Below are 12,817 nucleotides of genomic sequence, written 5' to 3'. Positions count from 1 at the left end.
ACGCCACGCGCTCGAACCGAAACGTTACGTGAAGAGTCAGGGATGGCCTGACGTACGCGGCGGGATCGAGTTCGTGGCAGAAACGGCGAGAAATTCGTCGTATGGCGCGCGCAGCAGAGGGTGCTTCCCCGCCAGGATCGCCTCGCGCGAAGGCCGACCTGGGAAAACGCGAAAGCTCGCAACCGGATTGCCGGTCGGGCCGTCGCCCGGGACCGACCGAGCGACGAATTTCTCCCCGTTTCTGCCACGAACGCCGCAACGCGAAACGGGGCGCGGGCGGCCTGCCGGAACGCGGAGGCGCGCTCGGGGGGCTGCCGCAACGCGGGGCGTGCTCGGGGGGGCTGCCGCAACGCGGGGCGTGCTCGAAGGCGGCCTGCCGCAACGCGGGGCGCGCTCGGGGGCTACCCGAGCGCCCGCACGTCCGCTTCGGTGACGGCGCCTTCCCGCAGGATGCGGGGGGTTGCGCCGGTGCAGTCGATCACCGTCGAGGCGACGCCGCTTTTGTCGTCGTCGGCGTCGTCGGGCACGATCGCGCCCACGCGCACGACGAGATCGGGGTCGAGCGCGTCGAAGGCGCCCGGCGCTTGCAGGCCCGAGATGTTCGCCGACGTGGTGGCAAGCGGGCAGCCCGCCGCTTCGATGAGCTCGAGGGCAGCTTCGTTGTCGGGCATGCGCAGACCGATGGTGCCCGTCTGGGAACGGAAGGCCGCGGGCACGGCGTCGCCGGCCTCCACGATGAGCGTGAGGGGGCCGGGCCAGAACGCGCGCGCGAGGCGTCGCGCCAGGTCGGGAACGCGCGCGCCGTAGCGGTCGAGGTCGCCCGCGCTGGCCACGAGCCAGGAGATGGGCTTGCCGCGGTCGCGCTCTTTCAGATCGTAGAGCACGTCGGGGCTCGCCGCCGCCTCGACGGACACGCCTAATCCGTACACCGTTTCCGTGGGGAAGATGACCGCCTCGCCGCGCTTCAGGGCGGCGGCGGCCTCGTGCTTCGTGCTTGAACGTGGCAACATGGGCGCATCCCTTCTTCGATGATCGGGAGGCATTGTAGCACGTCGGCGCCCGCTCCTCCCCCGCCGCGCCCGACGGCATGCGTCAGACCAGCGCGTACTTCCTCTTGATGCGCTCGAGCTTCCGTCTCCAGGGAACGTAAAGCGCCGCGAGGAAGACGACCGTGGCCGCGCCGTGGATCGCGTCGAACGGCAGCGCGGCGCCAAAGGCGACGAGGGCGGCCGGCCAGGAGAACGGCTGCACGAAGCCGATGACGTACCAGCCGTTCAACAGCAGGCCGTACGCCAAGGCGGACAGGAAGCCGTACGCGTAGAGCACGGCCGTCCGGTCGAGCCATCCACGGTCGGCCAGCACGCCGGCCAGGTAGCCGACAAGGCCCCAGGCGTACATCTGCCACGGCGTCCAGGGCCCCTGACCGAAGAAGAAGTTCGACACGAGCGCCGCGAGCGCGCCCACCAGAAACCCGCTGCGTCGCCCGAAGACGGCTCCCGCGAGGATGCAGATGGCCGACACCGGCTTGAAGTCGGGAACGGGGGCGAACAGCACGCGCCCCGCTGCAGCGAGCGCGGCGAGCACCACCGTGGGCATGATCTGACGCAGCGCCGGACGCGAGGCTTCGAAACTGGCGAAGAACACGGCGACGGCCGCCAGCGCCACGACCACGGTGAGCAGCGCGCCTTGCTCCACCTGGAAGTACGCGCACGCGCCCAGCACGAGGGGCACCGCGACGAGCGCCGGCACCTCGAGCAGCGAGAGAACGCGCGCCGCCCTGCTCGGCAACCGGGGCGTCATGCGACCCCCTCGCGCCAGAGGCGGGCGAACGCGTCGTCGAGCGGGCGGTAGAACAGGTTGCCCGCGAAGAACGCGGCGGCCGGCTCGGTGCACACGGCCTCGCCGTCGAACAGCATGGTGGCGGCGTCGGCGACGAGCGCGGCGAACGTCAGGTCGTGCGTGGCGAGGACGACGGTCGCCCCGGCCTGCGCGAGATCGCGCAGGGTGCGGGCGACCAGCAGCTTCGACGGCGCGTCGAGCCCCTTCGTCGGCTCGTCGAGCAGCAGCAGGTCAGGATCGGTGAGCAGCAGCTTCGCGAACGCGAGCAGCTGCTGCTGGCCGCCCGACAGGTCGTAGGGATGGTTGGCGGCGCGCGCGTCCAGACCGAAGCGCGCGAGCGCGACCTCGACGGCGGCATCGTCGTAGGCGCACCTCGCCTGCCATTCGCGCAGCTCGTCGGCCACCGTATCGCACACGAACAGGGCCTTCGGATCCTGCGGCAACAGCGCCTGGCGAGCGGACAGCTTGTTGGCCACGCGCCCCCGCTCGGGCTTCAGCACGCCCGCGACGGCGCGCAAAAGCGTCGACTTCCCGCATCCGTTGCCACCCACGATCGCATGCACGTGACCTGCGGCGACGTCGAGGTCGAAGCCGCGAAGCACCCAGGAGGAATCCCGGGCGTAGCGCACGTGGACGTCGCGAAGGGAGAGAGCGGGCGAAGCCTCGCGGGCGGCATCGCCGCTCGGCGCGAGCCCTCCTGCTTGCGCCGAGCGGAGGACGTCCTGATCGGCGAAGCGCCCGCTCGGCACAAGCAGCGGGCGCGTCCGACCGTCCCGCAGCTCCACCAGGTCCGTCGCGTACGCGGCCATCGCCTCGGGGGCGTGGGTCGCCACGACGACGGTGATGCCTAGCTCGCGGTTCACGCGGAACAGGGCGTGCAGGAAGTTCTTCTCGGCCACGGGGTCGAGCTGGGCGGTGGGCTCGTCGAGCAACAGCAGGCGCGGCTGCATCGCCAGCGTGCCGGCCAACGTGGTCATCTGCTTCTGACCGCCCGACAGCTCGGCGACGGAGCGGCGGAACCACGGCTCGATGCCGAAGAAGTGCGCCACCTCGGCCACGCGGCGGCGCATCTCGTCCTGCTCCACGCCGAGGTTCTCCAGCCCGAACGCCAGCTCGTGCCACACGCTGTCGCAGACGATCTGGTTCTCGGGGCTCTGCGCCACGTACCCCACCGTCGCGGCGGACTCGCGCGCATCGAGCTCGTCCACGCCGCGTCCGAACACGCGCAGATCCCCCGCGCGCTCCCCCGCCGGCGCGATGGCCGGCTTGCAGCTTCTGAGCAGCGTGGTTTTGCCGCTGCCCGTGGCTCCCACCAGCAGCTGGAACGCGCCCTGCTCCACCGACCAGTCGAGCGGCCCGATGCCCGCCGTCGATTCGGGGTAGCAAAACGAGAAGCCGCGCGCTTCGATAGCCCTCACGCTCGCCATCGCACATACTCCTTCGCGGTGATCGCGAGCGGCAGGAACGCGAACAGCGCGTACGGCAGATAGTTCCACCAGGGCGCGAACCCGCCGATCGTCGGATAGAAACGGAACTGCGCGCATGCCGCCCAGGCGGCGGCCGCGGCCAGCAGCGCGAGCGCGCCCCCGCAGGCGAGCGCCGCGACGTCGAAGCGCCGGAACCGGTAGCGCGCGTAGGTGGTGCGCCGTGCGACGGCCCCCCAGCCGCGCGCCTTCATGGCGCCGGCCGTCTCGAGCGAGTCCTCCATGCTCCAGCCCATGAGCACCGAGGTTCGCCGCAGGTAGCCGCGCATAGCGGCGAGCCTCCCCGCAGGTTCCTCGGCGGGGCGCGCCGCCGTGCACGCGCGCTCCACGTCGGCGATGCCGTCGCCGCGCCGCACGAACTGCGGCACGAGGCGCGCCGTCATCGACAGCATGAGGCCTATCGTGGGCGCGATGCCGCCGAACAGCACCATGATCTTGTCCGAAGCGAGCACCTCGGAAGCGTTGGAGAACAGCGCGAGCACGCTGGCCAGCATGATGCCCATGCACGCGCCGTACACGAGGCTTTCCAGGTAGAACGCTCGCAAGCCGATGCGGAACAGCTCGGTGGATCCGACCGCCGAGAACGCCAGGTTCGCCAGCGCGACGATCGCCACGAGGGGGAGCTGCCACGCGAGCGTTCGGCCCGTCGCGCGCCAGCCGCGCAGTACCGCGCCGTATGCAAGCGCGCTGGCAAAGGAGATGGCCAGATAGACCGGCTGCATCGCCGTCATGCAGAGCACGATCATGACGGCGAAGTAGCCGAACGCCACGACGGGATGGAACAGGTCGAACGCCGTACGCTTCATGCGAGGCACGCCCCTAGGCGTGCACCGTCAGGAAGATCGAGACCACCACGAGCACGGCGAAGAAGATCGCCAGCGCGGCCATGACGATGGCCACCTTCCGATTGTTGAACACGACGCCCCACTTTCCTCAACCCGTACGCTTACAGGTCGTTGCCCATGTCGAGGGTGTACACCCACGTGATACTTTCGCCACCGCTTAGGATATACGAACCGCACCCGTATCCGGGCGAAGATCCGTTGACGAAATACAGCCAGCCGCTGCCGGGTCCGCAGGAGAATTCCGCGAGCCCGCCGATAGAGCTGACGTATCCGCTCGATCCGCCCACCGACACGCCGGTGGCGCACAAGGCGTCGTAAACGGAAGCGCCCTGGTTGAGCGTGACCGTGCCGCCGCCCAAAGACGAGGGATAGCCGTTGGACGCGGCGCGGGAGCTGTCGATGTACACTGACACGGTGACGGTGCTGGGAGCCGGCGGCGCTGGTTCGGGCGCGGGCGCCGGCTCGGGAGCGGGCGTCGGGGCGGGAGCGGTGCTTCCCGATGAGGGCGAGCCGGCATCGGGCGCGGAGTCGCCGGATGCCGAAGCGGCAGAGCCGTCGGCATCCGCCGCGTTCTCGCCATCGCCGGCGGCCGTTTGCCCGCCTGCACCCTCCGAAGCCTCTTCGGCGGCTTCCTCGCGGGCGCTCTCGTCGCTCTTCGCCGAGGCGCCGTCGTCGGCAGGCGCATCGGCGACGACGCGGGGCATCGGCACCGGATCGGACGGCGCAGGATCGCCGAGCCATCCGGTGGCGAAACCGGCGCTCGCCGCAAGCGCGCACAGGGCGATCGCGGCGGCGCTGACGCCCACGGCGAGGAGCGCCTTGCGGGGCCGGCGACGTGCGGGCTTGGACGCCGCCGACGCCTCGTCCTCCGAGGCCCCCTCCTCGCCGCGAGGCGCGGAGGGGGCGATGCGGCTGTCAGGCGCTTCGACGCCCGAGCCGTCGATCTTTTCGTTCGTGTCTTCGTTCATGCCGCCATGATCCTAACGACGCGCCGAAAGCTCGTCGGAAGCGCGCATCCGCCGCGTGGCGGCGACGCCCGCCGCAAGCGCGCCGAGCGCGAGCGCCGCGGCACCGGCCGCGTACGGCAGAGAGCCGTCGCCGGTCTTGGCGAGCGCCTTCTTGTCGGCTGCCGGAGCTCCTGCAGGCTCGACGTCGCCTTCTTCCCGCTCAGGGGCGGGCAACGCGGCCTGCCCGAGCTTCGCTTGCGTGTAGATGTTGTACGCCGCCCCGGTGTTCTTGAGGCCCTGGTACGCAACGAGTGCCCGGAACCCCTGCTCGGTGGCGAAGTCGTTGACTTTCCCTGCGTAGACGAAGGCTGTCAGGTCCTCCGTCGCCTGAGAGAGCAACGCGCTCATCGGCGTAGCCCCCGAAGCGGTCGCCCACGACGCAGCAGGGTCGATGCCCGCCGCGCACAGGGCGATTACCGCCATCGCCGTAGAGTTGGTGTTCGTGCCCGCCTCGACGCCGATGCCGCTTCCTCCGAAGCCGCCGTCGCCGAGCTGTATGGCCTTCAAGGCGTTGAGCGCCTTGTTCACGACGTTCTGGACGGTGGCGTCCTTCGAAGCGTACGGCGAAAGCGCCGTGATCACTATAGCGGTCATGTCCGCATCCGTCTTCGAGCCCCCGTACGAGAAGCCGCCGTCGGAAAGCTGGTTCGCGCACAGCGAGCGAACAAGCGCCTCTTCGGATATCTTCGCGTCTTCAGGTGCCGCATAATCGCCGCTCGAATACGCCAGCAGGGTGAACGCCTGAACGTTCACCGGTGACGCGGCTGTCACCTTCTGCGCCATGGCTTCCACGGCATGGTACGTGCCATCGCCATCGGGCACGGCGGCCGCGTCGGCGCCTGCTGCACTCAACGCGATGATGTTGCGCTGGAGCGCCGTCGCAACGGAGTCGGGCGCCGGGTTCTTCATGCCTTCGAGCGCCACAGGAACGAAAGCCTGTGCCTCGGCCTTTGTCAAACGGCCCATAGCAGCAAGATCCATGACCTGCCATACGTCGGTCGTTCCTTGGTAGGATGAGGCGATGTTGTTCATCAAGAAGGCCATGTCGGACATATTGACGCCGTGTGCGACGTTGGTGTCGGCAGGCGGATCGACCTTGTCGCCGGGATCGGCCGGATCGCCGCCGGCTTCAGCCTTCGTAACAGGATTTGCGACATAGTATGCAGACCAGTCCGAAGGAGCAACTGCGGAGGAGAAGGTGTCCCAGCACAGCTGGTAGGACCTCCCCGTCTCGATCTTCACCTGATCGAACGAAACAGAGGCCGAAACGCCCTCGGCGAACACGGACCAGAACTGGCTGAGCGAGAAATCGGGGCTGTTCAAACCGGCCAGCTTCGACCCATCCTTCGAAGCGATCGCGTTGAGGTACTTCCCGTGCTGGGACGCCGATGCGTCGTAGCCCTTCAGGTCGCCCTTCGCCACGGCGGTGTCCAGCAGGTCCTCCATCGTGAGGTCCGCCTTCGCATGCCCGGTGCCGCCGGCGGCCTGGGCCGTCTTGAGCACCTCGTCGAGCGCGTACTGTTTGTTGACCCAGGTGGGGTACGTCACCGCACCCGTATCGTAGTCGGTCTTGCTGCCCGCGGTGACGGTGAGGGTCGCCACTTCGGAAATCGTCGAGCCATCGTCCTTTTTCGCCTGGTCAGCGGGATTCTTCGCGTAGTATGCAGCCCAGTCGGAAGGAGCTGCGGCGCTTGAATAGGAGGCCCAGCAGAATTGGTAGGCGCTCCCGCCGACAAGCTTGATCTGGTCGAACGACGTGCTCGCGTATCCTCCGTTATCGAACAGCGACCAATACAGACTCGCCGAGGAATCGGGGCTGTTCCATCCGGCCAGCACCGTCCCATCCTTCGAGGTGATCGCGTTGAGGTACTGTCCACCGTACGAAGACGGAGAGGCGTCGTAGCCCTTCAGGTCGCCCTTCGCCACGGCGGTATCCAGCAGGTCCTCCATCGTGAGGTCCGCCTTCGCATGCCCGGTGCCGCCGGCGGCCTGGGCCGTCTTGAGCACCTCGTCGAGCGCGTACTGTTTGTTGACCCAGGTGGGGTACGTCACCGCACCCGTATCGTAGTCGGTCTTGCTGCCCGCAGTGACGGTGAGGGTGACGACGCTCGCCTCGGCGCTTTCCGGCGCCGTCCCCCCGTCTTCCTCTTCTGCAGCCCAGGCCGCGCTGGGCATGAGGCCCAGGCAGAGCGCGGCGGCCAGCAGCAGGGCCCACGCCCGCCGCATGACCCCCGTTCGTGCGATCGTTTGTTCCTTCACCGTCTTCCTTCTCCTTTCATCGGTCCTTGCGCAGAAGAGAGACAGCAAAAACAAAAGGCTGCGCGGCCCTCGCGAATCGAGGAGCCGCGCAGCCCGTATTCGCTACGCAGGCAAGCCGAGGGCGCTCGGGCCCAACGGGTCGCGCTCGCGGTAACTCGCCGCTTGCGCGCACACGCTTCTCGGTCGGTATTCTGGCTGATCGGCAAGGCCGAAACACAGTGGCGGTACCGTGCGGGATTCTCACCCGGCTTCCCACGATCCGAGACGTCTTCTTCATGCTCGAAGCATTCTACCACCTCTTGGGTCGGCGAACGACGCGGACAAGGGCGTTTCCGTCGGACGCCGGCCGCAGCCGCCGCAAGCGGCCGGGGAAACGAGACGTTTACCCCGTCCCTTCGTCTCATTGGTAGCGCAGCGACTCCACCGGGTCGAGCTTGGCGGCACGGCGGGCCGGGTAGTAGCCGAACACGACGCCGATGAGCACGCACACGGCCACGGCGCCGAACACCACGCCCGGCGCGAGCACCGGCGTGACGGTCATGCCCGCCTGCACCGCCCCGATCACCTGGCCCAAGCCCCACGCCGCCAAGAAGCCGAACACGATGCCGAACGCGCCGCCGGCCACGCACAGCATGATGGCCTCGAGCAAGAACTGCTTCGTTATGTCGCGACGGCGCGCGCCGAGCGACTTGCGCAGGCCTATCTCGCGTATGCGCTCGGTGACGTTCGTCAGCATCATGTTCATAATGCCGATGCCGCCCACGAACAGCGAGATCGACGCTACCGACCCCATGAGCAGCGAAAACGACGTCATCATCGTCTCCATCTGCTTGATGACGGCATCGAGCGACGACACGTACACGTTTTCGGGCTCCAGGTTGAAGTATTGCGCCACGAAGGTTTGAGTCGTCTCGACGAGACGATCCATGTCGGTGCCCTCGCGCGCCAAGCCGACGATCTGCTGGATGCCCCCGGTATTGCCGATGCGCGTCTCCACCGTGGTGTAGGGCGCGTAGAACGTCCCGCCCCCGCCCATGAACGTCGATGTCTCCAGCACGCCGATCACCGTGTAGTCGTCGTTGCCGAGGCGCACCGTCTTGCCCACCGCCTCGGTGTCGGGAACGCCGAGCATCTGCACGGCCATCTCGCCGCCGCCCATCACCACGAGCCGCGCGGCGTTCTGCTCTTCGCTCTCGGTGAAGAAGCGGCCCTCCTTGAGCTTCGTCCCGTTCGCCGTGAAGTACTCGGGGCGGGCGCCGATGATGCTCGCGTAGTTCTTCTGCCCGTCGGCCGTCGCCACCTCGGCCGACGCGTACGACGCGCCGGTGATGACCTCGTACTCCGGCATGCCCTGCGCGAGCTTGTCCAGGTCGTCGAACGTGATGCCCTGCGGCGAGTAGGCGCTGATGGACACCTGGCGCGCCTGGGAAAGCCCCATCTCGCCCATGAGCATGTTCTGCACGCCCGCGATGAGCGAGGTCATGGCGATGACGGCCGCGATGCCGATGACGATGCCGAGGATGGTGAGCAGCGAGCGGCCCTTGTTCGCGGACAGCGCGTGCCAGGTTTCGTAGAACAGGTCCCCGATCCTCATGCGCGCTCCCCTTCGTACAACCGCCCGTCGCGAATGTGCACCACGCGGTCGGCATGGGCGGCTACGTCGGGCTCGTGCGTGATGAGCACGATGGTCTTGCCCGCATCCCGCAGACGCTTGAACGTGTTCAGCACCATGTCGCCCGTGGCGGTGTCGAGGTTGCCGGTGGGCTCGTCGGCCAGGATGAGCGCCGGATCGTTCACGAGAGCGCGCGCGATGGCGACGCGCTGCATCTGGCCTCCCGACAGCTCGTTGCTGCGGTGGTCGTACAGCCGCTCGTCGAGCGACACGCTGCGCAGCGCCGCATGGGCGCGCAGCTCGCGCTCCTTGCGCGGGCAGGCCGTGTAGATGAGCGGCAGCACCACGTTGCGCAGCACGGTGGCGCGCGGCAGCAGGTTGAACGACTGGAACACGAAGCCGAGGCGCGTGGCGCGTATCTCGGCGAGCTCGTCGTCGCGGTAGTCGGCCACGTCGACGCCCTCGAGGAGGTAACGCCCGCGCGTGGGCGTGTCGAGACAGCCCAGCAGGTTCATGAGCGTGGACTTGCCCGAACCCGACGGGCCCATGATGGCGAGGAACTCGCCCTGCGCCACCGTCAGCGACACGCCGCGCAGGGCGTGCGTGTAGCCCGAAGCGCTCTCGTAGATGCGGTGCAGGTCGACGGCTTCAACCACGTTGGCCATGACGCTACCCCACCATGACGCTGCCGGCGGAGTCGGCCGCGGCCATGCCGCCGGCCTCCATGCCCATGTCGCCCGGCGCGCCGCCCGCGCCTCCGCTCACGACCACCTCTTCGCCGGCCTTCACCTGGCCCTTCACGACAGACGTGAGACCGTCCGACGCGACGACCTCCACCTCGCGCATGTCCATCTCCTGCGTCTCGGGGTCGGTGAGCACCATCACGAAGCTGCCGCCCACGCCGTCGGACTGCACGGCCGAGATGGGCACCATGAGCGCGTTGTCGATGGTGGTCGTGGTGATGGTGGCCTTGGCGGTCATGCCGGGCTTGAGGCGCGGGTCGGGCTCGGCGATGAGCAGTTTCACCGCATACGTGACGGCGCCGCCCATGCCGCCGTACATGGCGCCGCCCGACGCGTCGCCGGAGCCGGCCGACGTGGTGGCGATGCTCACCACGGTGGCGGGCAGCGTGAGGTCGGGGGCGGCGGTGAACGTGACTTCGGCGGTCTGGTCGGCGCTGATCTTGAGGATGTCGATCTCGTTCACGTTGATGGAGACGGTCATCTGCGACAGGTCGGCGATCTGCACGGGCGAGGTCGCGACGCTCGCCGTGGCCCCGAGCGCCTTGCCGGGCTCGATGTTCACCGCGACGACGCTGCCGGCGATGGAGGCGGTCACCGTGCGCTTGGCGGCGCGCGCGACGGCCTCGTCGTAAGCGCTCTGCGCGTTCTGCAGCGCGAGGTTCGCGTTGCTCAAGGCGAGTTCGGCCGACCTGATGGCGGAATCCGCGCTGGACTCGTCGAAGGACGCCTGCTCGCCGGCGAACGACTCGGCCGCCGCTCCCCCGGCCTCCTTGGCGGCCGCCGCGGCGGCTTGCGCGTTCGCGGCCGCCTGCTGGCCGGCGGACTTGGCGTGGTAGGCGTCGTTCACGGCGTTCTGGGCTTGGGCCACGCCGTTCCTGGCCTCCTCGATCCCCTGGGCCGCCTGGTTCACCGCTTTGTCCAATTCGTCGTTGACCACGGTGAACAGCGTCTGGCCCTCTTCCACCGCATCGCCTTCGGCCACGAGCACCTCGCCCACGATGCCGTCCACCTCGGGCGTGGCGCTCACCGACGCGACGGGTTGCAGGTTGCCGGAGGCCGACACCGTCTCGACGAAGGTGCCCTGCTCCACGAAGCCGGTCTGCGGGGCCATGTTCTGCAACGCCTTGGCCGCCTGGTCGGCCGTGTACCATGCGAACGCGCCGCCCGCGACGGCGAGCACCGCCACGGTCGATGCGACGCCGATGATGATCTTGCGCTTGCGCTGCTTCTTGCGCTTCGCCTTGAGGTCGTTGAACGCCCGCATGTCGGCGAGCGCCTCGGCGTCGACGAGATCGGTCGGCCCCGGAAGCGGAAGGCCCTCCACCTGCTCGAACGCGTACGGTTGAGCGCCCAAAGGCTCGGTGCCGTCCGGAGTATCCTGACGACGGTTGTTGATCGGACCCATCTACTACCTCCCGTGCGAAAGAAGCGGGGGCGGTTCTCGAGGAACAGCCGGTGCCTCAATCATAAGAGGAACGGTGGGAAAAGGGAAGCCGCAATCCGCGCAATCGCGTCAACCGCGCGCCAGATACGCCCCGACGGCCCCGTGCAGCTCGCTCACGCCCGGGCGCGGTTGCCGTATACTGGGGCGAAACGTTGAGCGAATGCGAGGAGCGAAGAGAGCATGGGCGATTTCTCCAACAGGGTGTTCGAGGTGGTGCGGCGCATCCCGCGCGGGAAGGTGGCATCGTACGGGCAGGTGGGACGGCTGATCGGCGCGCCGCGCTCGGCGCGGTACGTGGGCTACGCGCTCCACGCGAACCCCGACCCCGGCGCCGAGGTCAACAACATCCCATGCCACCGCGTGGTATTCAAGGACGGCGGCCTGTGCAAGGGGTTCGCGTTCGGCGGACCCGAGATCCAGCGCGAGATGCTGGAAGCCGAGGGAGTGGCGTTCGCCGACGACACGCACGTGGACATGGACGCCTGCCAGTGGGACGGGCACGCGGACGGCGCGGCTGAGGGCGAGCTGCCCACCGCGCCGCCGGAAGACTTCGATTGGGCGCGGGAACTGGGAGCATGACGATGGAGCAAGGATACGTGCAGGTGTACACGGGCGACGGCAAAGGCAAGACCACGGCCGCGGTCGGGCTGGCGATGCGCGCGGCGGCCGCAGGCCTGCGCGTGTACTTCTGCCAATTCATGAAGTACGGCCCCACCGGCGAGCTCGACGCGTTTCGCCTGTTCGGCGACCGCATCGTGGCGGAGCAGTTCGGCACGGGCGGCGAGTTGAGCGCCCCCGACCCCGAAGCCGACGCCCGGGCCGCGCGGCGCGGGCTCGCCGCCGCGCGCGAGGCGGTGCTGGGCGGCGCGTTCGACGTCGTGGTGCTCGACGAGGCGAACGTGGCCGACAGCCTGGGATACTTCGAGCCGGACGCGCTCGTGGACCTGGCGCTCGAGCGGCCTGCGACCGTGGAGCTGGTGGTCACGGGGCGCGGCGCCAGCGGCACGCTCATGGCCGTGGCCGACCTCGTCACCGAGATGCGCGAGGTCAAGCACTACTACGAGGAGGGCGTCGTCGCCCGCCGCGGCATCGAGTTCTAGATCAAGACAGAAGCGCGTCAGTGCGAGCATAGTTGAAGTTGACCGAAGCGTAGTTTACGGCCTGCGCCGCACGGGCCAAAGCACCGTCCGCCGTCACCACGGCATGCCGCGCATCGACGAGGTGGAGAAGCGAGCAATCGCCCACCCCCAGATAGCGGTACTCGTTTCGGTTCGCCGCCACGATGCTCTCGACATATCGCTCGTCAAGCCGGTAGACGAACCCTTCATCGAGCAGTTTGACGAGGATGTCCGCTTCGGCAGAATTCGCCCCGTGCCCATCCCTGCCGCAGATCAGATTCGAGCACTCGGTTACGATGTTCGGCGTGACCAGCAAGCGATCGAAACCGTCCAAGACACTGCAAAGAACCTCGAAATCTTCCTCGCAGTATTCTGTGACGTTCTTCTTCCGTCCCAACAGCCGAGGATCGTTCAAACCCACCACGAGCACGAGCAGCAGGTTCGCGTCGATGATCCCTTTCATGAC

12 protein-coding genes and 1 riboswitch are annotated in these 12,817 nt (G+C 68.3%); of the genes, 2 read left to right on the top strand and 10 right to left on the bottom strand.

Features of this window, described 5'->3' with window-relative positions; genetic code table 11:
* Nucleotides 1–401: 401 nt before the first annotated feature.
* The 9 genes from C1A15_RS06920 to C1A15_RS06880 all read right to left on the bottom strand — a co-directional run bounded on the left by C1A15_RS06920 (nucleotide 402) and on the right by C1A15_RS06880 (nucleotide 11,194).
* The gene (locus C1A15_RS06920; RefSeq protein WP_101721873.1) at nucleotides 402–1,010 is read right to left on the bottom strand and encodes an L-threonylcarbamoyladenylate synthase; all 609 of its coding nucleotides are present in this window, start codon (nucleotides 1,008–1,010) and stop codon (nucleotides 402–404) included.
* Between the two features lie 82 nt (nucleotides 1,011–1,092).
* Entirely contained in the window at nucleotides 1,093–1,800 is a 708-nt protein-coding gene (locus C1A15_RS06915) for an ECF transporter S component (RefSeq protein ID WP_101721872.1), read from the bottom strand.
* A complete protein-coding gene (locus C1A15_RS06910) occupies nucleotides 1,797–3,266 on the bottom strand; it encodes an ABC transporter ATP-binding protein (protein WP_101721871.1) in 1,470 nt (489 codons plus the stop codon). Before C1A15_RS06910 ends, C1A15_RS06915 begins: the two co-directional genes overlap by 4 nt.
* Nucleotides 3,254–4,129: an energy-coupling factor transporter transmembrane component T gene (locus C1A15_RS06905; RefSeq protein ID WP_101721870.1), complete on the bottom strand. Its 876-nt coding sequence runs from the start codon at nucleotides 4,127–4,129 to the stop codon at nucleotides 3,254–3,256. Before C1A15_RS06905 ends, C1A15_RS06910 begins: the two co-directional genes overlap by 13 nt.
* A 140-nt stretch (nucleotides 4,130–4,269) precedes the next feature.
* Nucleotides 4,270–5,136, bottom strand: a complete 867-nt coding sequence (locus C1A15_RS17340) for a DUF4430 domain-containing protein (RefSeq protein WP_101721869.1) — start codon at nucleotides 5,134–5,136, stop codon at nucleotides 4,270–4,272.
* Nucleotides 5,137–5,148: 12 nt separating this feature from the next.
* The gene (locus C1A15_RS06895; protein ID WP_245864959.1) at nucleotides 5,149–7,434 is read right to left on the bottom strand and encodes a prenyltransferase/squalene oxidase repeat-containing protein; all 2,286 of its coding nucleotides are present in this window, start codon (nucleotides 7,432–7,434) and stop codon (nucleotides 5,149–5,151) included.
* A 136-nt stretch (nucleotides 7,435–7,570) separates the two neighbouring features.
* Nucleotides 7,571–7,713, bottom strand: a riboswitch (adenosylcobalamin (AdoCbl) riboswitch).
* 121 nt (nucleotides 7,714–7,834) lie between these two features.
* Nucleotides 7,835–9,028, bottom strand: coding sequence for an ABC transporter permease (locus C1A15_RS06890; RefSeq protein ID WP_101721868.1), 1,194 nt, complete (start codon nucleotides 9,026–9,028; stop codon nucleotides 7,835–7,837).
* Nucleotides 9,025–9,711: an ABC transporter ATP-binding protein gene (locus tag C1A15_RS06885; RefSeq protein ID WP_101721867.1), complete on the bottom strand. Its 687-nt coding sequence runs from the start codon at nucleotides 9,709–9,711 to the stop codon at nucleotides 9,025–9,027. Before C1A15_RS06885 ends, C1A15_RS06890 begins: the two co-directional genes overlap by 4 nt.
* A gap of 4 nt (nucleotides 9,712–9,715) precedes the next feature.
* Entirely contained in the window at nucleotides 9,716–11,194 is a 1,479-nt protein-coding gene (locus C1A15_RS06880) for an efflux RND transporter periplasmic adaptor subunit (protein ID WP_101721866.1), read from the bottom strand.
* Nucleotides 11,195–11,413: 219 nt separating this feature from the next.
* On the opposite strand from C1A15_RS06880, the gene C1A15_RS06875 reads away from it, so the two are divergent.
* On the top strand, nucleotides 11,414–11,812 hold the full coding sequence (locus C1A15_RS06875) for an MGMT family protein (RefSeq protein WP_101721865.1): 399 nt from the start codon (nucleotides 11,414–11,416) through the stop codon (nucleotides 11,810–11,812).
* 2 nt (nucleotides 11,813–11,814) lie between these two features.
* The gene (locus C1A15_RS06870; RefSeq protein ID WP_101721864.1) at nucleotides 11,815–12,333 is read left to right on the top strand and encodes a cob(I)yrinic acid a,c-diamide adenosyltransferase; all 519 of its coding nucleotides are present in this window, start codon (nucleotides 11,815–11,817) and stop codon (nucleotides 12,331–12,333) included.
* Nucleotide 12,334: 1 nt separating this feature from the next.
* Here the strand turns inward: C1A15_RS06870 and C1A15_RS06865 are convergent, their stop codons facing one another.
* Complete coding sequence (locus C1A15_RS06865) at nucleotides 12,335–12,814, bottom strand: PIN domain-containing protein (protein ID WP_101721863.1); 480 nt, start codon at nucleotides 12,812–12,814, stop codon at nucleotides 12,335–12,337.
* Nucleotides 12,815–12,817 lie beyond the last annotated feature (3 nt).

Source organism: Eggerthella timonensis, assembly GCF_900184265.1.
Lineage (GTDB): Bacteria > Actinomycetota > Coriobacteriia > Coriobacteriales > Eggerthellaceae > Eggerthella > Eggerthella timonensis.
Note: the sequence above shows the minus strand (reverse complement) of the source record. Positions and strands in the feature narration are given on the sequence as shown.